The sequence below is a fragment of the Solimonas marina genome (assembly GCF_012241385.1).
GTDB classification, from domain to species: domain Bacteria; phylum Pseudomonadota; class Gammaproteobacteria; order Nevskiales; family Nevskiaceae; genus Solimonas; species Solimonas marina.
In genome coordinates, this window is record NZ_JAAVXB010000014.1 from 1 (window position 1) to 20,567 (window position 20,567).

A 20,567-nucleotide genomic window follows, 5' to 3' on the forward strand; every position below is an offset into this window, starting at 1 on the left:
CGAGGAAGACACTGCGCTATCTTTCACCCGCAGAGCATTTCAACCAATGTGTTGCAACGACCGGTTGAACCCACCGCCGCGTACTTTGCCAAGGGGTAAGGGCGAAGTACGCGTTCATGCGCGTGCATATTGGGGAATTTCGCTTGAGCGCCATGTGCCGCGTGCTGGGCGTGCAGCGCAGCGGCTACTACACCTGGCTGCGCTGTGGGCCGAGCGAGCGCGATCGTGACGATCAACGCCTGCTCGGCCTGATCAAGCATCACTGGCTGGCCAGCGGCGCGGTATACGGCTATCGCAAGATCACGCTGGATCTGCGCGAAGCCGGCGAGCGCTGCAGCCGTCATCGCGTGCGACGCCTGATGAAACTCGAAGGCCTGCGCGCGCAGATCGGCTACGGCAGCAAGCCGCGCCATCGCGGCGGGCCTGTTGGCGTCGTGGAGAATGTGCTGAATCGCGACTTTGCACCGGAAGCGCCGAACAAGTTCTGGGTCACGGACATCACGTACATCCGCACCTACGAGGGCTGGCTGTTCCTGGCGGCGATCATGGATCTGTACTCGCGCCAGATCGTCGGCTGGGCAACGCAAGCGACGATGACGCGCGATTTGGTTTTGCAGGCGCTGCTGGCCGCAGTCTGGAAGCGAAAGCCAGGCCCGGGCGTGCTCGTGCACTCCGATCAAGGGTGTCAGTTCACCAGCGACGACTGGCAGTCGTTCCTGAAGGAACACCGGATGGTGCCGAGCATGAGCCGCCGCGGAAACTGCCACGACAACGCCGTCGCAGAGAGCTTCTTCAGTGCGCTGAAGAAGGAGCGGATCAAGCGGCGAATCTATCCAACCCGGCAAGCCGCCGCGTCGGACGTGTTCGATTACATCGAGATGTTTTACAACCCGGTCCGGCGGCATGGTTCCGCTGGCGATCTTTCACCGGTAGAGTTTGAGCGGCGCTACGCGCTACACGGCTCTTGAGTGGCTACGAAACTCTGGCCGGTCCACTTTGCAACACGCAGCAAGGCACGATCATTACTGGCATCACGTACAAGCAATGCCGGTTCTACATCAAAAACGGGTGGTTCGATCCCACTTTGACCGACGACAGTGGATCCACGGTCGCAGCCGCGCAGCCCACCGTGCCGAGTGTCATGCCGGGCAGCTGATCGTCCCTCACAAAAGAAAGCCCCGGAAGTCCGGGGCTTTTTCGTTGTGCCTGCTGCTATTCGTAGACCGTGCGGGTCTCGGTGTGCGCGCTCCTGCATCGGACGAATTCTTCATTGATCACGCCGCCTGTTATTGCTTTGCACTCGTTGATCGACTTTGGCCCTACGTTCGTCGTGATCGTTCGCATGCGCGGCGTCGCTGCGTGCGGCTTCACTGGTTGTGCAGGTGTGTGCCTAGGTATTGGTGTCGCTGCCTTCAGCGTTTCGCTGAACTGGGCGGTTGCTTCTTCGATCATGATTCGAGCTTGGTACACCTCGACGGCGTGCCATAGGGGTCGTGCCCGGATACGGGTAAAATTGGGTCATAGCGTGCTGCAACTGTGTGACACTGCAACAAAATCGTGTTCGCGGTTGGTCTTGGTCACCATCGTTCGTTAAGCTCAAAGCCGCCCTCTCTCTCGGATGGTGGCCATGGCGAATCTTGAGCGCACCGCGTACCCGCGGTTTCCTCGTGTGATCACGACACGCGACCTGCTCCGGTATTACACCCCCGATGCGGACGAAGTGGAATGGGCTTCGGGCTTTGCTCGTAGCGATGCGGGCCGCTTGGGCTTGATCGTGCTGCTCAAGACGTTTCAGCAGTTGCATTACTTTCCTGCCTTGGAGAGCGTGCCGGCTGAGATCATCGGCCACATTCGGACGGTGTTGAACCTGAAGCCAGCCACGGCGGCTGACTATCGGGGCTCCAAGACCCTCTATCGGCATTTCGCGGCCGTCCGTACCTATCTCGACATCCAACGCTACTACGGCAAGGAAGCACAACGCATTGCCGTGCGTGCAGCGTATGAAGCGTCCGAAGTCATGGACCAGCGTGTTGACGTCATCAATGCAACGATCGAAGAGCTGATCTATCGCCGGTACGAGCTGCCGGCGTTCTCCACGCTGGACAGGATCGCCGAAGCCGCGGCCGTGACTGCGCAAGAGCGCCTGTATGACAGCGTCAGCGCGGGTCTGACGACCGAACGTCGGGATTTTTTGGACAGTCTGTTGGCCACCGACTTCGCCCAGCGGCAGTCGGCTTTCCAGGCGATCAAGGCCATCCCCAAGCGGGCGACCAAAAAGCACCTCGAAGCCGTTCTCGATCAGTTGGCGTGGCTGAAGACACTGGGCGACGTGGATGATTCACTCCGCGATGCCCCCGTGAACAAGATCCGGCACCTCGCCCACCAAGCCGCTTTGCTCGATGCGGATGACCTCAAACGCACAGTACCTAGCCGGCGATACGCCCTGATGCTCGCACTGATTCACCGCATGCGGGTTCGCGCACGCGACGATCTCGCGGAAATGTTCATTCGCCGCGTGAGTACGCTGCACAAACGCGCCAAGGAAGAACTCACCGCGATTCAGATGCACCAACGTGCGATGGCCGAACAGCTCGTCGCGAAACTGGACGATGTCCTGGCGATCCTCGCGGAGGAAAAGGAAGACCCTGCTGCCGGACGTCGCATCCGCGCACTGCTGACGCCGGACGGCAATTTGGAGGGGTTACGCGAAGACTGTGCGGCGATTCGTCTATCGGGCGGTAGCAATCACCTGCCATTGCTCTGGCGTTTCTTCAGCAGTCATCGTGCAGTGTTGATGCGGCTTGCGCGCACGCTTGATTTCGTCTCGTCGACGCAGAACCAATCGCTCATGGAAGCGTTGGCCATCGTGCTGGCCAACGAAGGTCGCAAAGCCGAATGGGTTTCCGACGCGGTGAATCTGCAATTTTGCTCGGAACGGTGGCGCAAGCTCATCATGCGCTCTGACGATGGCCCGTCCGTCAATCGTCGCTACCTCGAAATGTGTGTTTTCTCGCACCTGGCCAGCGAGCTCAAATCCGGTGATACCTGTGTGGTGGGATCGGAGGCCTTCGCCGACGTCCGAGAGCACTTGCTGCCATGGGCGGAGTGCGAAGCGCGCCTCGCCGATTTTTGCGCCAAGGTCGATATTCCACCCTCAGCGGCGGCATGCGTCAGCGAGCTGAAACAACGGTTGACCGACACGGCGGCACGCATCGACGCCGCGTTTCCCGAACTCAAGGGAGATGTGGCGATCGGTGCCGATGGCGAGCCGGTGCTGCGTCGCGTCCAGGCGCGGGATATCCCGGCGTCGGTGATTGCCCTGCAGAGTGCACTCGGCCGTGAACTCCCCACGCGGAACCTCCTGGATATTCTGGCCAACATCGAGCACTGGACGCACTTCACGCGGCATTTTGGCCCGATATCGGGGCACGAGCCGAAGATCAAACAGGCCACCGAGCGTTATCTGCAAACGGTCTTCGCTATGGGGTGCAACCTGGGGCCCAACCAAGCCGCGCGCCATTTCGTCGGCGAGGTCAGCCCGCATATGATTTCGCGGGTCAACCGCCGGCACGTCACCGTCGAAAAGCTCGAAGCCGCCACTCGCGAACTGGCTGAGCTCTATCTGCGCCTCGATCTTCCGCGGCTCTGGGGTGACGGCAAGAGCGTCGCGGCCGATGGCACGCAATATGACTTCTACGATCAGAACTTGTTGGCGGGCTATCACTTTCGGTACCGCAAGATGGGTGCGGTGGCCTATCGTCATGTCGCGAATAACTACATCGCGACCTTTCGGCACTTTATCCCGCCGGGTATCTGGGAGGCCGTCTACGTCATCGAAGGCCTGATGCAAGCCAAGCTGTCGGTCGAACCCGACACCGTGTACTCGGACACGCAGGGCCAGTCGGCCACCGTGTTTGCGTTCACGTACCTGCTCGGTATCAATCTGTTGCCGCGGATACGCAACTGGAAGGATCTCGATTTCTTCCGTGCCGACAAGCAGACCCACTACAAGCACATCGACTCGCTCTTTCATGGCGCAATCGACTGGACGTTGATCGAGACCCACTGGAAGGATCTCCTGCAGATTGCTATCTCGATCCAGGCGGGCAGGATCGCCTCCCCGATGCTTCTGCGCCGGCTCGGTGCGAGCAGCCAACGCAACCGCCTTTTTCTGGCGGCGCAGGAGCTCGGGCGCGCCCACCGCACCGTCTTTTTTGTTGAACTGGATCGGTAGTTTGCCCTTGCGCCAAGAGGTCACGGCCGAGACCAATAAGATCGAGTCGTACAACGGCTTCGCGAAGTTCTTTTCGTTCGGCGGCGACGTGATCGCCGAGAACGATCCAGACGAGCAACAGAAGCGTCTTCGGTATAACGATCTGATCGCCTCGGCCGTGATCTTGCAGAACACCGTGGACATGATGCGCGCCCTTCAAAAGCTTGCTGATGAAGGTCTCGCGGTGTCGGGACACGACGTGGCCTTTTTCTCACCCTATCTGACCGGCGGCGTCAAACGGTTTGGTGACTATCGCCTTGACTTGAAGCGACCGCCCGAACCGTGGATTCGTGACCGCCTGTTCAAGGATGCCGCCAAAGCCGCGCGGGCGACGACCCTAGCAACGGAGCAAGCGAATGACCCAGCGATCGAATAGCACGGGGCGGATCGACGCCGCGTCGCCCCGCGGGGGTGTCGACGTCATAGGACTTCAAAAATTGCGCGCGACCTTTGATACGACTCACCTGTTGCGTGCGGTCGATGATCTCGACACCGTTCGCGCGGTCCTGGTCGATCCGGACGAATTACGCGCCGATCTTCTCCGGTTGCATGGGATGGCGCACACCCTGATCAACGGGGGAGCCTTATCCGCGACGAGCGTCGATGAAACCATCACCGAGTTGGCGGCAGACATTGAGGCCGAGCTGGAGAGCATGAGCGCCTTGCTCCTGACCATCCGACAACGGATACGGCCACTTCTGACGCTGACCCCTGACGATGGCTAATGGAGGAATGCAGACCATCTACCCTGCCAGCGATTGCAAGATGGTGCAGGTTGCTCGCGTGTCGTGATGGCACGTTTCGATCATGCCCCGCAGCTCGGCGGCCAGCGCCGCCAATTCGCGCTGCTTGGCTTCCACCTGTGCCAGATGCGTTCGTGCCACGCCATCGACCTGCTTGCACGACAGTTCCGTGCGTGAGGCAAGCGTGAGTAGGCTACGGATTTCTTCGAGGCTAAAACCCAGCGCGCGGCTGCGCACAATGAACTGCAAACGCTCGACGTCGCTATCGCGATAGTTGCGGTATCCCGCAGTCGACCGCTCCGGCGGCGGCAGCAACCCGATGCGCTCGTAGTAGCGTACGGTTTCCAGATGACAGCCGGTGGCTTTCGCCAGATCGCTAATGCGCACGGTGGTTGACTCCGTAGTAGCTACGGACTTTAGTCTACGCCGCACACCGCATAAGAGTTCAAGTGATGGCATGTTGCGACTGTGAATCAACCGGTCAAGCGTTGGCTCGCTCTGCGGCCCAGCGTCGCGTGTTATGGACGGTCTTATTCATCAACGTGGCGATCTTCGTGGGCGAATTCGGCGCGGGGCTTTGGGCTGATTCGACCGCGCTGCAGGGAGACTCCCTGGACAGTCTCGGCGATGCGTTGGTGTATGCGCTCAGTCTCTGGGCCGTGGGACAGGCCCTGCGGTGGCGGGCGGGGTCCGCTCTGGTGAAAGGCGGCATCCAGCTGCTGTTCGCGGGGATCGTGATCGCCGAAGTCGGCCGCAAGCTGGTGACGGGTGCCGAGCCCTTGACAGGTGTGATGGCGATCGCCGCCGGTGTCGCGCTCATCGCCAATCTCACCTGCCTCGCGTTGCTGACCCGATTTCGTTCGCACGACATCAACATGCGCTCGGTCTGGCTGTGCTCGCGCAATGACGTCATCGGCAATGCCGGCGTTTTGCTGACCACGGCACTCATGGCCTGGAGCGGCTGGACATGGCTCGATCTGGCTTTTGGCGCCTTGCTGGCGTTGCTTTTCGCGCGAACCGGTGTCGAGGTCCTGAGATCCGCGTGGCCGCAGTTTCGTTTGCACCCCTCGCACGTCCAGTGAACGCCATGCTGCCACCGAATCCCTCTCTGGCTATACTTCAACAATGATAACGACACGCATTCGCAATATCTTGCACCACGTCGCCGTGGCCGCCCTTCTGGTGTGGGGCATAGGCGCGCTGCCGGCACAGGCCGAGGACATCCCTTCCGCCGTCCCGCAGACCTGGCAGATGCTCGACTACCTGGCGACCGATTACGCGGGCGCGGTGAAGGATGGCGCTGTGATCAGCACGTCCGAGTACGCCGAGATGCGGGAGTTCACGGCGACAGCGCGATCGCGTATCGCCGCGTTGCCACCGACCGTCGCCACACCGGCACTATTGCAACAAGCCGATACGTTGGTGGCCTCGGTCGAGGCCAAGGCGACACCCGCGCAGGTGGCGACGCAGGCGCATGCACTGGCCGATGCGTTGCTGCAGGCGTACCCGGTGCCGACCGCACCGGAACGCGCTCCCGATCTGGCGCGCGGGGCAACGCTCTATCAAAACCAGTGCGCCGCTTGTCATGGCGCCACCGGACACGGTGACGGGCCCGCTGGCCTGCTGCTATCGCCCCGACCGGTGAACTTCACCGATCAGACGCGGGCCGATCAACGCAGCGCGCTGTCGTTGTATGAGGTGATCAGCCAGGGCGTGGCAGGCACGCCGATGGCGAGCTACGCGCAGCAACTCTCTTCCGATGACCGCTGGGCGCTGGCGTACTACGTGGGTTCGCTGGCTTACGCCAAGGAAGCGGTCGCCGGTGCCGATACCTGGCAACACGACACTGCCGCGCGAGCGCAGATCGCGGATCTGAAGGAGCTGTCGCGTGCGCGTGTTGCGCAGCTGACACCTACTCTTGGTGCAGAGCGTGCTCGGACGATCGTGGGTTACTTGCGAGCTCACCCTGACGTCATCCAGCAGCAGGCCTTGGCCGGCATCCCCCTGGCACGGGCGCGACTGGCGGCGAGCCTGACGGCTTACCGTGCTGGTGCGAAGACGCAAGCCACCCAGCTGGCGCTATCCGCCTACCTCGATGGCGTGGAACCGGTCGAACCGCAACTCAATGCACGTGACAGCGCGCTGCGCGCCCAGCTCGAAACGTCGATGGGTGCCTATCGCAGCGCATTGTCGGGTAACACTCCCGTGGAGTCGGTGGTGAAACAGGCCGATGCCATTGATGGTCTGTTGGTACGCGCACAGGAAGTCACCGCCGATGCGGCGAGCGATGCGGCCGCCATCTTCTTGGGTGCCTTCACCATCCTGGTTCGCGAGGGTCTGGAAGCCCTGCTGGTCGTGGTCGCACTGCTCGCTTTTCTACGCAAGGCCGCGCGACCCGAAGCGCTGCGCTACGTGCATGCGGGCTGGATCCTTGCGCTCGTGGCCGGTGGCATCACCTGGGCGATCGCCAGCTATGCGATCTCCATCAGCGGTGCCGGTCGTGAATTGACCGAGGGACTGTCGTCGCTGTTTGCGGCGTTCGTGTTGCTCGGGGTCGGTCTGTGGATGCACCAGAAGAGCATCGGTGGTCGCTGGCAGGCGTATCTAAAGGAAAAGATGGCGGCCGCGCTCAACCGACGTTCGGCGTGGTTCCTGTTCGGACTGGCCTTCATCTCGGTGTACCGCGAGGTGTTCGAGAGCATCCTGTTCTACGCTGCGTTGTGGAACGACGGCCAGGAAGTGTGGCTGCTCAGCGGCATCGCCGCCGGTGCCGCGGTGCTGGGGCTAATCGCCTGGGTGCTGCTGCGCACCAGCCGGCGGCTGCCGATCGGCACATTCTTCTCCGCCAGTTCGGCGCTGATCGCCGTGCTCGCCATCGTGCTGACTGGCAAAGGTATCGCCGCCCTGCAGGAGGCCGGCTGGGTCGCGGTGAGCGTGGCGCCAGTGCCGCATATCGAATTGCTGGGCATCTATCCGACCTGGCAATCCTTGTTGGCCCAGTTGGCGATTTTGGTGCTGCTGGCTGTCGGATTCGTGTTCAATATCCGTCGTGGCCGTCAACGACTCCCGTCACCTCCAACGACTCGGGAAGTGCTCCCCGATGCAGACTGAAGGCGACAAGACATGAGCGACTGCGGCTGCCACGTGCAAGCGACCAATGAAGCGGAACGCCGAATTCTGCGCGTCGCCTTGGGGCTCAATGCCACGATGTTCGTGGTCGGCATCGTCGCGGGGCTGATCGCCCAGTCGATGGGATTGATCGCCGACTCGCTGGATATGCTGGCCGATGCGAGTGCCTACGGCATCGCCCTGCTGGCGTGGGCGCGCAGCGCGAGCTTCAAGGCCTCGGCGGCACAACTGAGCGGAACACTGCTTTTGGTGCTGGGGCTAGGCGTCTTGCTCGGTGTCGTGTGGCGCCTTGTGATGGGAAGCCACCCCGAGGGCTTATGGATGACGGGCATCGCCTTGGTGGCTCTCGTCGTCAACACCACGGTGCTGCGCTTGCTGGAACGCTTTCGTCATGGTGAGGTGCATTTGCGAGCGACTTGGCTATTTACCCGGGTCGATGTCCTCGCGAACTTGGCGGTCATCGTCTCCGGTGTGCTGGTGCTTCTATGGCACAGCGCGGTGCCTGATCTGGTGATCGGTACGGCCATCGCCTGCTATGTACTGAAGGAGGCGCTGGGCATTCTGCGCGAAGCGAAGGAAGCGCGGGTTGCCGCCAGCGAATCGATCGTCAAACCATGACCGCTCCGGCATTGGGGCTTGGCCCGGTGGTGTATGCCGTTGACCTTCGACTGTTCCACGCCATCCATCCGTCTACACCGCCGTCGCCCGCGATGCTGCATCTGGCGCGCGGTCTGGCCGATGGGCCGTTGATCCTGACCGCTGCTCTCCTTGGGACGATGCTGATGTTTCCTCGGTGGTCGATGCGCTCGATCGCCCTGAAAGCGGTGGGTGTCGCTGCCGTGGCACTACTCCTGAATCTGGTCATCGGCGCTGTCTGGGATCGAGCGCGCCCCTTCGTGGCCGGTGTCGGCCAAGCATGGGTCTCCCATGCGGCGACCGGCAGCTTTCCCAGCGACCACCTGACCGTGCAGTGGGTCGTCGCCGGCATACTGTTGCTGAATCAACGCAGCCGAGTTTGGGGCATCGGGATCGCACTGCTTGGTCTGCTCATGGCATGGGCACGCATCTACCTGGGCGTGCATTATCCCGGCGATATGCTGGGAGCCCTCGCGATAGGTGGGCTGGCCATGCTGAGTGGCTGGGCTGGGGTTGCGAGCCAGCCCCACGCCGTCCAACGGCGGTGACCACGTAGCCGCGCATACTGTCGGCCTTCCACCGTGGCCAGCGTCGCCAGCGGCGCACGCGATCGCCCAGGTTCATCGGCATCGCACGCACAATGACGTGCGCAGGCTTGAGACAGGACGACGGTTCCCGCCGCAGCCACGCCACGCCGACGGGGAGTCATCGCGTGGAAGCGGCACCGGGCTCGCGGTTTGGCAAAGCGACTGTGTGAGGTCAAACCTTTTGCGGCTCCTCGCACCCCAGCCCGCACGACGTTGTTTCGACCTGCAGCGTCACGTGATGGATGTCAAAGCGCGCCTCCAGCATCTGCGCCAGCCGGAGCCGCAGCGCTTCTGCGTCTGATGCGTCGCCATCCATGATCACATGCGCCGCCATCGCCGAACGCGTGCTGCTGAGCGCCCATACGTGCACATCGTGCAGCGCAGCCACGCCCGGAGTGGCCAGCATTTCGGCGCGGACCCGTTCAGTATCGACGCCACGAGGCGTCCCCTCCATCAGGACATTCCCGGCCTCTCGCAGCAATGTCCATGTCCGCGGCAGCACCCACAGACCAATCAACACGGCGATGATTGGATCGGCAATGTAAAAGCCGGTGAACTTGATGATCAACGCGCCGATGATTACGCCGACCGAACCGATCATGTCGGCCCAAACTTCCAGATAGGCGCCTTTCACGTTGAGGTTTTCACCGCTGCCGGCCTTGAGCAATCGCATCGAGATGAGGTTGATCACCAGCCCGAGCACCGCGATCACCAGCATGCCGGTGGAGGCCACCGACGGCGGTTCGCTGAAACGCCGCACCGCCTCCCACAAGATGTAGCCGGCGACGAGGAACAGCAAGCCACCATTGACGAGTGCGCCGATGGCTTCCATGCGCGCGTAACCATAGGTGCGTTTCGCATCGGGGGGACGTCGTGCCAGGCGCACGGCGGTCAGCGAGATCGTCAGCGCGATCACATCGGTCGCCATGTGTGCCGCGTCCGACAACAAGGCCAAGCTGTTGGTAAGCAGACCGCCGATGATCTCGGCGACAAGAAACATACTGGTCAGGCCGAGTGCCCACCACAGCGGCGTCTCGTGCCTGATCTCCGTACCCACATGATCGTGCCCGGCATTCATCAGTTGTCTCCACTCACGTAGCTTCGCCACGCCATGCGGAACACCCGCCATGCCGAGCGCAGAAACATCAACAACAACGCCGACGCAACCAGCAGATCGGGCCAGCCGGCGCCGAAGAAGCCGACGCCGGCGGCCGCTGCCAGCACGGCGACACCTTCGAACACGTCATTGCGCGAGCATTCCCAGGCCGAGGCCATGTTGACGTCGCCTTTGCGGTAAGGCAGCAGCAGGCGCAGGCATGCGGCATTGGCGACCAGGTTCAGCAAGGCGGCGATACCGATCGCCTCGAAGATCGGCACGCCAGGATGCAGGAGACGCCAGCCAATCTGGATGGCGACTGCAAGCGCCGCACCAAGAATCAGTGCGCCCTTGAACAGCGCCACCCGGGCCTTCGCGCGGTCACTGGCACCAACAACCGCAAGGCTCAAGAGGTAGGTGAGCGCATCCCCAAGATTGTCCAACCCGCCGGACAGCAGCGACGACGAACCGCTGTAGATCGCCGCGGCCAGCATCATCGTGAAAGTAGCGAGGTTGATCGCCAGAACGATCATCAACACCCGACGCTGCCGCGCCTGCAACGCGGCAATATCGATGGTGGTGGCACAACACGTATCAGACATGAGCCGGTAACCCGATGGATTGGATGCATGCTTCAGGTATTGGAATCCCTCATGGCGGCGACCACTCTACGCGGCCGCCGCCGTGTTATGAAATGACACCGATGCAGCGACGTGAGTACTCCCGCTGCCCCGATTAGTCGTTATCCACACGCCCGTCGATCGGCCACGCCCGATCCACCGTGCTCTGGTAGACCCAGCCCGCAACACTCTGGCCGGTGCGTCCGTGCAGGCGAATCAGTTGTACGGCTCGATCCACCTGGTCGTCTTCGCAGAACACCTCCAGCTTGATCTGTCGGGTTACGCGTTCGCCCAGTTCCATCGAATAGACCTGTTCTTGCGCACTGAGCGCCGTCAACAAGCCCTTGACGTCACTGACGGACAGGTAGCCGAACCCAGCGTCCTCCAGGGCGTGAATGACGTCGACGACGCGGCCGCGGTGGATGAATGCCTTTACTTCTTTCATGGGGTGGTCTCCTTGGCCAGGCGCCGCGCGGCGCGTTCTTCGATCCAGTCATAGAGCACCGGCAGCAGTACCAGCGTCAGCAGGGTCGAGGTAATCAGGCCGCCCACTACCACGGTGGCGAGCGGTCGCTGGGTCTCCGCACCCACACCGCTGGAGAGCAGCATCGGAACCAGGCCCAGGATCGCGACGCTGGCGGTCATCATCACCGGTCGCATGCGCAACGCCGTGCCGCGAACCACCGCCTCCCGAACCGAAAGCCCTTTCTCGCGTTGCTCGTTCAGGAAGCTCACCAGCACGATGCCGTTCAACATCGCCACGCCGAACACCGCGATAAAGCCGATCGCCGAGGGCACCGACAGGTATTGCCCGGTGATGGCCAGTCCGACGATGCCGCCGATGGTGGCGAACGGTACGTTGGCCAGGATCAGCGCGGCGTACTTCACCGAGTTGAACGCGGTGTAGAGCAGCACGAAGATGAAGAAGATTGTCGCCGGCACGATTAGCGACAACCGTTTCAAGGCCCGCTGCTGGTTCTCGAATGCGCCACCCCATTCGCTGTAGTAGCCGGTGGGCAGATGCACCTTTTTGAAGATCGCGGCATTCGCCTCCTTGACGAAGCCGTCGATGTCGCGACCACGCACGTCCATCTGGATCACGGCGTAGCGTTGCAACTGCTCACGACGGATGAACGAGTAACCCTCGGCGTCACTGACCTCGGCCACCTGCGACAGCTGTACCAGTGCGCCACTGGCGGTGCGGATCGGGATGCGCTGGATCGCCGGCAAGGATGCCTTGTCGGCATCGTCCAGCCGGACTGTGATGTCGAAGCGTTTCACGCCATCGAGCTGCGTGGTCACGGGCTCGCCGCCGATGCCGTTCTTCACCACGGTCAGCACGTCGTCGGCGTTGAGGCCGTAGCGGGCCAGCGCGTCGCGATCCACCTTGATGCGAATTTGTGGCTTGCCGATGTTTGCCTCCAACGCCAGGTCTGCTACACCAGGCACCCCGGCCAGCGCGTCCTTAATGCGGCTGCTGAGCCGGTCCAGCTCGCCCAGGTCCTCGCCGTAGATCTTCAGGGCCAGGGTGGCACGCACGCCGGAGATCAATTCCTCGATGCGCATCTGGATGGGTTGGGTATAGCTCACCACGGCAGTGGGCAAGGCCGCCGACAATTCCTTCTGCATCGCCTCCTCGATGCTGTCCAGCGTTTCGCCTTTGCGCCATTGATCCTTCGGCTTCAGCGGCGTGTATACCTCCATGTAGTTCACGTCGGCGGTCTCGCCCTTTTCAGCGCGCCCGATCATCGCCAGAGTGGTGTCCACCTCCGGGAATTTCTGCTTGATCAGCGCCGACACCTGTTTGGAGATATTGATCGACTCATCCAGCGACGCCGAGGGAATCGAGGTAATGCGCCACATGATGGCGCCTTCCTTCAGGTTAGGCATGAACTCCTTGCCGAGGAACGGGAACAGCGCGAGGCTGCCGACCAAGGCTCCGGCGGCGATGCCCAGCACTAGCTTGCGGCGCGCCAGCGCCCAGGCGAGCACCGTGGCGTAGTGGCGTTTCAGGAATGCCACCAGCCAGGTGTCCTTCTCTTCCTTCGGCTTCAACACCAGCGCGGCGAGCACCGGTATCAACGTCAAGGCGAGAATCAGCGAGCCGGCCATCGCGAAGCTGATATTGAACGCCATCGGCTTGAACATCTTGCCTTCCAGCCCTTGCAGGCTGAACAGCGGCAGGAACACCACGATGATGATCAGGATCGCGAACGCCATTGGATTGGCCACCTCGCGCGCCGCGGCCAGCACCGCGGACGTGCGATCGACCGGGCCGCCATGCGCCTTGCGCTCGGCCATGATGCGGTAGGCGTTTTCCACCATCACCACGGCGCCATCCACCATCATGCCGATACCGATCGCCAGGCCCGCCAGCGACATCAGATTGGCCGACAGCCCCACCTGATTCATGCAGATGAAGGCAATCAGCATCGCCAACGGCAACGCCACCACCACCACCAGCGCGCTGCGAAACTCGCCCAGGAACAGGAACAGTACCAGTGCCACCAGGATCGAGCCCTCGATCAACGCCCGCACCGCGGTCTCCACGGCGGCGTTGACCAGCTCGGTACGCTCGTACACCGGCTTGACCACGACGCCGGGTGGCAGCGCCTGCTTGACCGTGTCGAGCTTGGCCTTGACCGCATCGACCACGCTCTTGGCGTTCTCGCCAATGCGCGCCAGCGCTTGGCCCATCACCACTTCCTTGCCATCGCGGGTCACGGCACCGGTGCGGGGCGCACCTGCTTCGGTGATCGTGGCGACGTCACGCACGTAGACCGGCGTGCCGTCTTCGGTCTTGAGCACGATGTTGCCCAGATCCTTCGCGTTCTGGATCAGCCCCAGTCCACGCACCAGATACTGTTCGCGCCCGACGTCGACGAAGTTGCCGCCGACCTGCGCGTTGTTCGCCTGCAGCGCCTCGATCACCTGCTTGAACCCGAGCTTGTGCGCGATCAGCTTCATCGGATCGATGCGCACCTGGAACTGCTTCTCCTGCCCACCCCAGGAGGTGACGTCATCGACGCCGGGAGCGGTGCGCAGGATCAGACGGATGGTCCAGTCCTGCAGCGTGCGCAGGTCCATGTCGTTCGGCGCCGTACCGGCGGTGGCACCCTTGAGCTGGTCGTCGGCGCGTTCGACGGTGTACCAGAACACCTGGCCGAGACCGGAGGTGTTCGGTCCCATTTCGGGCTTGCCATAACCCGCCGGCAGGCGATCGCCGACCTGTTGCAACCGTTCATTGACCAGCTGACGGGCGAAGTAGATGTCCATGCTGTCGTCGAAATAGACCGACACATACGACAAACCGAACAGGCTCACCGAGCGAATCTGTTCCACCTTGGGCAAACCGGCGAGTGCCGACTCCACCGGGGTGGTGAGCAGTTGCTCGACATCCTCCGCCGCCAGCCCCGAGGCTTCGGTGTAGACGTTGACCTGCACCGGCGTGACGTCGGGAAACGCGTCGATGGGCAGCTGACGCACCGCCTGGAAGCCGAGAAAGCCGATCACCACGAAAAGGATCAGCACCAGCACCTTGTAACGCAGGGAGAATTCAACCAGACGTTCCAGCATCATTCTTCTCCCAGCTGCGAGCGCAACAAGCGTGCCTTCAGGGCGAAGGCTCCCCTCCGCACATAGGTGTCGCCGGCCTTGAGGCCCAGGGTGACTACGGTCCAGCCATCACGCGTGTCGCCGACCATCACGGGGGCCGGCTCGAACTCGCCCTTGCCCTTGGCGATAAACACGGTCGGCTGGTTCTGCAGCAGCACGATCGCTTCGGCGGGCACCGCCAGCTTTTGCACCACGCTGCCGGCGGCGATGCGCGCCTCGACCAATTCACCCGGATGCAACAGATCCTTGCGATTGTCGACCTCGATGCGCACCGGCACCGTGCGCGTGCGCTCATCGGTCTGATGCGAGCGCTGCACGACCTTGCCGGGGATCGCGGTGTCGTGCACGAGGATGCGGGCCTGGGCATCGGGCTTGACCCGTTCGGCGTCGGCCGGTGTCATTTGCGCCACGACCCAGACCGAATCTTCCTTGACCAAGGTGAACAAGGTGCGGCCGGGCTCCACCCGCTCACCGACCAGAAACTCGTCGGTGGTGACGCGACCGGCGGCCGGCGCGAGCAACTCGAAGCTGCCATCCGCACCGGCCGACCCCTTGCGCAGCAAGCCGCCGATCTGGTCGTCGGACAGCCCGTAGGCGCGCAGCTTAGCGCGCGCCTGATCGCGCTGCACTTTCGCTTCGTTGTAGCGCCGTGCCGAAACCGCCTGTGGCCCGAGCGAGGCGATCCGTTGCCAGTCCTGTTCGGCCACGATCAACGCACCCTGTGTCTCGGCCACCTGCACGCTGGAAAGCACCACCAGCGGCGCGCCGGCATTCACCACGTCGCCAAGCTTGGCCTTGCGAGCCAGCACCTGCGATTCCACGCGCGGCGACACCAGTACGGTGGAATACGCATCGGCTTTCACTTCGCCGGGGGCTTTCAGTTCATCGGTCAAGGCACGCGGGGCGGCCTTGTCGAGGACAATGCCAGCGTCCTTGATCGCCTTGGCATCCAGCGCGAGCGGATTAGCGGGTGCCGGTTCCTGCGCCATGACGGGGCCGGCCAGTGCCGCCAGCAGCACCACGCCCAGCAGGCTGCGTTTCAGAAGAGAGAGATTCATCGGGGGATATCCTGATTAAGGCTGTCCTGAGTAGGGCCGCCCTGAGTGCGGCCATCGAGCCAGTCAGTGAGACGGCCCGCAGCGGTGAGGTAGTCGAACCAGGTCTGCCAGGTCTGGCTTTCCAGTTCCTGGCCGGACAACGCAGTGTCCAGGCTCTGCTTGAGCTGTACGAGGTAATCGGAGGTGCTGATTTCGCCAGCGCGCCAGAGCTTCTCCAGCAATGCCGTGCGATCCTCGAACGCGGCGGCGCGACCGCCGCGGAACGCCTCGGCGGCGTTGCGCAAGGCGGCATAGCGCGCTTGCACTTCCTGCAACCCCGCACGCAGGACAAACTGGCGCGAGCGCACGCCGGCGGCGGCCGCATCGGCTTCCGCACGGGCGGCCTCCACTTCCGCACGACCGGTGTTGAGCACCGGCAAGGGAATGGATACGCTCAGGCCAATCACCTGATCGGTGCGCGGTCCGCTGCGCACCTGTCCACCGGTCAGGCTCAGCGTGGGATCGGGGATGCGGGCGCGACGGGCGACTTGCACGCCTGCCTCGGCGCTGGCTTGCTGGGCACGGGACTGTCGCAGTTCGGGCAGCTCATCGACAGGCAACGGCGTGACGCTGCCCACCACTGGTGGCATGCCGGCTGGCAACGGTGGCAGCGCGGTCAGCTGATCGCCACTGATGGCCAGCAACTCGGCACGGGCCGCCGCTTCGTTGCTCGCGAGCGTGGCTTGTTGCACCTGCGACTCGCCCAAGGCCAGGCCGGCCAAATCGCGCTCGGGGCTGCTGATGTCGCCGACCTTCAGTCGCTGCGCGGCCAGGTCATCGAAGCGCTGCATCAACGCCAGACGACGCTGGCCCAGCTCACTCTGTCGGACGGCGAGTGCGGCCGTCGACCACGCCTTCAGCCAGCGGGCGGCGACGTCACGCCGCACTAGGTTATAGGCCGCCTCGGCGGCGCGCAGGTCGGCCTCGCCCTGACTGGCCCGGGCACGACGCTTACCGGACAGATCCAGCGGCAGACTGATGCCAGCCGTACGCCGATTGACGTCGGCGTTCTCCGCATCGAGTGACAGAGAGGGGTTGTACAGCGGCTGCGCGGCGGCACGTGCACGGGCTTGGGCCGCGTCAAGATCGGCCCGCGCGGCCTGCACCTCGGGGCTGGTTTGCCAGATACGACGCACCGCCGCCTGCAACGGTGATGACGCCAATGCTGTCGGCAGGGGAGCTACCGGTGAGGACGGATGAGTTACGGGGGCGGCACTGAGCATGGCCGCGTACAACAGACACACGGCGCCGATCGGCACCGAACGAAAAACAGACATGAAGCGATCTCCTGAAAACGGTCACGAAGCGACGAACTGCACCGGCGGTGGCGTCGCGTAACGGAGCGGTTTCAGGCGATCGGAGGGCGCAGCAGCGGGCCGGTCGTGGCCGGCGTGAATCCCGAATGGAGGGTGAGCGGTGCGAAGCGTGCTTCCATCATGGCGATGGGAAGCGATGCGCTGACGGGGAACGTCACCGAATGGGCACAGGCACAGTGGCAACTGCGCCCTTCACCCAGAAGACAGGAGTTCGCATCGTCAGCCGATACCGAACTGACGGCGGTGTCCGCCAACAGGGTGGTCGGGGCAGCAGCGGTCGCCGACGCGAATCGCGCTCCCGGTCCATCGGCCACGCAGATCGATCCGCTGACCAGTTTGATCAGCAACACGGCCACGGCCAACACCCACAATCCGCGGTGGCGGCGCAGGCGAGTCAGCAGTGATGGCGCAGACCGATACATCCCATGATTCTATACGACAGCCACGCTGTTAGACAATTTCACTTGGGCGCCGGTCGTGATGAATTCAGACAACCCCCTACCGGCACCGTTTGACCCCTATGAAGGATGGTCTACCCGCAGCACGACTTCTGTTGCTGGATCGGCGGACACGGCACGCTGCCGTACGAGCAGAACACGCAGCAGTCGCCCGCCTTGGGCCGGAGCAATTCGCCGCAGCCCTCACAGTCGTAGAAGAACTGGCAGGCGTCGGTCGGCATGGTCTCGGTGGCCTGATGGTCGCAATGCGGGCACGTCAGCGTGCTCTGCAGGATGGGCTCAACCGCCATGGTTTTGCGCCGTAGCCGGAAAACCCGCCTCGGTAACCGTGCGCGCCAGTGTCGACTCCGTCGTGCGATCGGCATCGAACGTCACAGTGACAGTCTCGGCCTTGAGATCGACCTTCGAGCTCGTGACACCCGCTATGCGGCTCAAGGCTTTCTTGATCGTCACACTGCAGCTCGGGCACGTCATGTTCGCCGCATGCAGCACGGCCGTGGTGGGTGTTGCCGCATGAGCCATGCCCAGCCCCAAGATGGCGACCATTACGAATAGCCACTGACGCATCGTTCGTCTCCTACAAAAACCAGCCAATGAAATAGGGAAACAGCAACAACGGCACGGTCAGCACGGTGGCTGTCCACAGCCAAAACCGCCGCCGCCGCAAGACCGTCGGCTCGACGCAGGTGCCCTCGGTGCGGCAACGCGACCATGGCCCATACAGCGTCCAGAACGCGAGACCAAGGCTAAGCAAAGTGGCCGCGATGAACCATGGACGCCAGGGATCGAGCGCCGTGAGATAGGCGATCCACGCCCCGCTGATGCCCAGCAACACCAGCACCAGCGGTACCACGCAACACACGGATGCCCCGATCGCCGCGAGCAGCGCGACGATCACGGCGGGTAGCGACGATTTGGCTGGTAACGTATTCATGAGCGCATACTAACTTCCGTACCCAACTACGGAGTCAAGCATGACTTCCGCCCTCACCATCGGCCGGCTGGCCCTGGCCGCCGACGTCCACATCGAGACCGTGCGCTACTACCAGCGGGTGGGCCTGCTGCGTGAGCCCGAGCGCCCGTTGGGCGGTGTGCGTCGCTATGAACACCAGGATCTGGCGCGTCTTCAGTTCATTCGACGCGCCAAGACCATGGGTTTCACGCTGGACGAGATTGCCGGACTTCTCCACCTCAAGGGCAAACGAGCCTGCGAGCAGACGCGTCGAATGACCGAACACAAACTCCTCGATGTGCGCCGCAAGCTGGAGGATCTGAAGCGGCTGGAAACGGAACTTATGCAGCTCGCCGACGACTGCGCGCATGCGCCGCGTGGGGAGCATTGCCCGACCTTGAATTTTTGGGTATCCGGAATCTACTGTGGACTGGGGTAAGCCGCGCTGTAACTCGTTCGTTCTCACGTTTGTGGATTTCCGTGGTTTGTGCCAAGTCACGGCAGGTCCCGAGGATGTGGGTTCTCGGAACGTCTATTCGAAGTAACCTGCTTCCAGAAGCCCACAGAGGGTAGGAATATGGGGGCCGTACTCGATTGTCCGGCTCTCTGTCGTCGTGGAAGCAGCAGCACGAGTGAATGTCAGGTAATCGGTCGCGGAGGTATCCGGTAGCGCAGGGGTCGACCGGGCGCGTTGTCGTAGGGGCTTGCGGTTCGGGCGGCGGGCCTTCTCGTCGTATACCAACCGGGCACGGATCACATCGAAGCTATAACCTCGGCCCATTCGATTCATGTCCTTCGCGAGGCGGTTGATGGACTCAGTATAGCCATTCGAGATGGGATGCTCGTAGTAATTGAATACCGGTTCCCACCAATTGCGAAGGGCGGTAGCAGTCTCTTTGAACTGAGGCGCCACCAACTCAGGTATGCCGTTTAACCACGCCTGGGCCGCTCTTTCAGCTTCCCGGCGACAATCATGCTCGTATAGGCGATGGAACGTCTCTTTCGCCTCATAGGCCGCCCCCAATGCTGGGAACTGTGCAAACCAGCGATCGAGAAGCTCACATTGAGCTTCGTCAAGATCCCGCTTACGCGCCAACAGCAGAAAACGGTCATCCTTTAGCTTGAGGCGAGTCCGCGTATCCAAGCCCTTGCGGATGAGCTTGCGAACCTTCTCCACGGCATCGTTTGCCATCCGAACGACATGCCAGCGATCAGCAACGATCAATCGACCCGGTAGCTGCGCATCAATCACCTGTCTATATACATTCCACAGATCCATCGTGACGACCCGCACCCGATGTTTATCCGGGAGCTGCTGAAAATACGCGAGCAGATCCGCCTTCTTGCGCGTCGGCAGCATATCGAACAGGGCGAGTTCGGTGACGTTAGTGATCATCGCCCGGTACTGGCCGATGATCTTTAGTTCGTCTATTCCAAGCACATCGGGCGTTTCGAATTTCACTTCCCGTGAGAGCCGTTCGACATAATCGTCGAAGATGTGCCGGATCGTGCGCTCGTCCACGCCGACATCGCGGGCAATCTCAGCGAAGGTGCGGCGCAAGCAATGTTGCTCGATGTAAGCGATCAGGCGGGAGGTCGCTTGACGCTTCGAATCCACATTGAGCAATCCACTGAATGTGGTTTTCCCGCAGCGCTTGCACCGATAGCGGCGCCGCTGGATCTCGATCAGGACACGCTTGCCATGCATCGGTGTGTCGATGAATTTTTGTGTTTGGCGCCCGTGCCCTTGCATGCCGTCATGTTGACATTGTGGGCAGCAGGGCGGCTCGGCCTGCCCATCTGCTAGCACTCGGTAATGATCGCCCAAGTCATCGATTTCCAAGGCCCGGAGCGGCCGCAGGTTCAAGAAGTCCTGAATCATTCTGGCTCCTTAGGACCGTATCTCAGCTCGTTCGCACACATCTATAACGTCGATCAGACTACGCTCACCGGCATAGTGCTTGGCTCACTGCCACCAGAACGTATCAAGGGGCGACGGGTGACAACCTGAAACTGCAGGCTAAGCCGATATGGGGGCGCTAATT

Annotated in this window: 18 protein-coding genes and 2 pseudogenes; 8 read left to right on the forward strand and 12 right to left on the reverse strand. The window is 62.4% G+C overall.

From position 1 onward, the window contains the following. Window positions 1–74: 74 nt before the first annotated feature. From G7Y82_RS18565 to tnpC, 3 genes and pseudogenes are all read left to right on the forward strand, one after another. Window positions 75–968: pseudogene (locus tag G7Y82_RS18565) on the forward strand (IS3 family transposase); the annotation flags it as partial. 659 nt (window positions 969–1,627) lie between these two features. Continuing rightward, a pseudogene (locus G7Y82_RS18570) lies at window positions 1,628–4,649 on the forward strand (Tn3 family transposase). Beyond that, on the forward strand, window positions 4,630–4,998 hold the full coding sequence (gene tnpC / locus G7Y82_RS18575) for a Tn3 family transposase post-transcriptional regulator TnpC (protein WP_068205447.1): 369 nt from the start codon (window positions 4,630–4,632) through the stop codon (window positions 4,996–4,998). The pseudogene G7Y82_RS18570 and the gene tnpC overlap by 20 nt, the downstream one beginning before the upstream one ends. Window positions 4,999–5,016: 18 nt before the next feature. On the opposite strand, the gene G7Y82_RS18580 is transcribed toward tnpC, so the two are convergent. Beyond that, on the reverse strand, window positions 5,017–5,403 hold the full coding sequence (locus G7Y82_RS18580; protein ID WP_027485211.1) for a MerR family transcriptional regulator: 387 nt from the start codon (window positions 5,401–5,403) through the stop codon (window positions 5,017–5,019). Between the two features lie 128 nt (window positions 5,404–5,531). Between G7Y82_RS18580 and G7Y82_RS18585 the strand changes: the two genes are divergently transcribed. The 4 genes from G7Y82_RS18585 to G7Y82_RS18600 are packed head-to-tail and all read left to right on the forward strand — an operon-like array spanning window position 5,532 to window position 9,329. Continuing rightward, window positions 5,532–6,098 (forward strand): cation efflux transmembrane domain-containing protein, encoded by a 567-nt coding sequence (locus G7Y82_RS18585; protein ID WP_206370854.1) that lies wholly within the window; start codon window positions 5,532–5,534, stop codon window positions 6,096–6,098. Between the two features lie 43 nt (window positions 6,099–6,141). Further along, the gene (locus G7Y82_RS18590; RefSeq protein WP_051357955.1) at window positions 6,142–8,127 is read left to right on the forward strand and encodes a cytochrome c/FTR1 family iron permease; all 1,986 of its coding nucleotides are present in this window, start codon (window positions 6,142–6,144) and stop codon (window positions 8,125–8,127) included. 12 nt (window positions 8,128–8,139) lie between these two features. Continuing rightward, the gene (locus tag G7Y82_RS18595) at window positions 8,140–8,763 is read left to right on the forward strand and encodes a cation efflux transmembrane domain-containing protein (RefSeq protein ID WP_027485208.1); all 624 of its coding nucleotides are present in this window, start codon (window positions 8,140–8,142) and stop codon (window positions 8,761–8,763) included. Continuing rightward, window positions 8,760–9,329 carry a phosphatase PAP2 family protein gene (locus tag G7Y82_RS18600; protein ID WP_027485207.1) on the forward strand — a complete coding sequence of 190 codons (570 nt, stop codon included), beginning with the start codon at window positions 8,760–8,762 and terminating at the stop codon, window positions 9,327–9,329. The genes G7Y82_RS18595 and G7Y82_RS18600 overlap by 4 nt, the downstream gene beginning before the upstream one ends. Before the next feature lie 211 nt (window positions 9,330–9,540). On the opposite strand, the gene G7Y82_RS18605 is transcribed toward G7Y82_RS18600, so the two are convergent. From G7Y82_RS18605 to G7Y82_RS18650, 10 genes are all read right to left on the reverse strand, one after another. After that, on the reverse strand, window positions 9,541–10,446 hold the full coding sequence (locus tag G7Y82_RS18605; RefSeq protein WP_043795557.1) for a cation diffusion facilitator family transporter: 906 nt from the start codon (window positions 10,444–10,446) through the stop codon (window positions 9,541–9,543). Then, window positions 10,446–11,066 carry a cation efflux transmembrane domain-containing protein gene (locus tag G7Y82_RS18610; protein ID WP_027485206.1) on the reverse strand — a complete coding sequence of 207 codons (621 nt, stop codon included), beginning with the start codon at window positions 11,064–11,066 and terminating at the stop codon, window positions 10,446–10,448. The genes G7Y82_RS18605 and G7Y82_RS18610 overlap by 1 nt, the downstream gene beginning before the upstream one ends. Before the next feature lie 133 nt (window positions 11,067–11,199). After that, window positions 11,200–11,529, reverse strand: a complete 330-nt coding sequence (locus G7Y82_RS18615; RefSeq protein WP_168149651.1) for a P-II family nitrogen regulator — start codon at window positions 11,527–11,529, stop codon at window positions 11,200–11,202. Further along, on the reverse strand, window positions 11,526–14,660 hold the full coding sequence (locus G7Y82_RS18620; RefSeq protein ID WP_168149652.1) for an efflux RND transporter permease subunit: 3,135 nt from the start codon (window positions 14,658–14,660) through the stop codon (window positions 11,526–11,528). The genes G7Y82_RS18615 and G7Y82_RS18620 overlap by 4 nt, the downstream gene beginning before the upstream one ends. Further along, window positions 14,660–15,757, reverse strand: coding sequence for an efflux RND transporter periplasmic adaptor subunit (locus tag G7Y82_RS18625; RefSeq protein WP_168149653.1), 1,098 nt, complete (start codon window positions 15,755–15,757; stop codon window positions 14,660–14,662). Before G7Y82_RS18625 ends, G7Y82_RS18620 begins: the two co-directional genes overlap by 1 nt. Further along, a complete protein-coding gene (locus tag G7Y82_RS18630) occupies window positions 15,754–16,932 on the reverse strand; it encodes a TolC family protein (protein WP_168149713.1) in 1,179 nt (392 codons plus the stop codon). The genes G7Y82_RS18625 and G7Y82_RS18630 overlap by 4 nt, the downstream gene beginning before the upstream one ends. A gap of 212 nt (window positions 16,933–17,144) precedes the next feature. Continuing rightward, the gene (locus tag G7Y82_RS18635; protein WP_206370858.1) at window positions 17,145–17,468 is read right to left on the reverse strand and encodes a hypothetical protein; all 324 of its coding nucleotides are present in this window, start codon (window positions 17,466–17,468) and stop codon (window positions 17,145–17,147) included. A gap of 176 nt (window positions 17,469–17,644) precedes the next feature. Then, a complete protein-coding gene (locus tag G7Y82_RS18640; protein WP_027485201.1) occupies window positions 17,645–17,860 on the reverse strand; it encodes a GDCCVxC domain-containing (seleno)protein in 216 nt (71 codons plus the stop codon). Then, the gene (locus G7Y82_RS18645; RefSeq protein ID WP_027485200.1) at window positions 17,850–18,137 is read right to left on the reverse strand and encodes a heavy-metal-associated domain-containing protein; all 288 of its coding nucleotides are present in this window, start codon (window positions 18,135–18,137) and stop codon (window positions 17,850–17,852) included. Before G7Y82_RS18645 ends, G7Y82_RS18640 begins: the two co-directional genes overlap by 11 nt. 10 nt (window positions 18,138–18,147) lie before the next feature. Beyond that, complete coding sequence (locus tag G7Y82_RS18650) at window positions 18,148–18,504, reverse strand: mercuric transporter MerT family protein (RefSeq protein ID WP_027485199.1); 357 nt, start codon at window positions 18,502–18,504, stop codon at window positions 18,148–18,150. 40 nt (window positions 18,505–18,544) lie between these two features. On the opposite strand from G7Y82_RS18650, the gene G7Y82_RS18655 reads away from it, so the two are divergent. Continuing rightward, window positions 18,545–18,961 carry a MerR family DNA-binding protein gene (locus G7Y82_RS18655; protein ID WP_168149655.1) on the forward strand — a complete coding sequence of 139 codons (417 nt, stop codon included), beginning with the start codon at window positions 18,545–18,547 and terminating at the stop codon, window positions 18,959–18,961. 93 nt (window positions 18,962–19,054) lie between these two features. Here the strand turns inward: G7Y82_RS18655 and G7Y82_RS18660 are convergent, their stop codons facing one another. Next, on the reverse strand, window positions 19,055–20,401 hold the full coding sequence (locus G7Y82_RS18660; RefSeq protein ID WP_168149714.1) for an ISL3 family transposase: 1,347 nt from the start codon (window positions 20,399–20,401) through the stop codon (window positions 19,055–19,057). Between the last annotated feature and the right edge of the window lie 166 nt (window positions 20,402–20,567).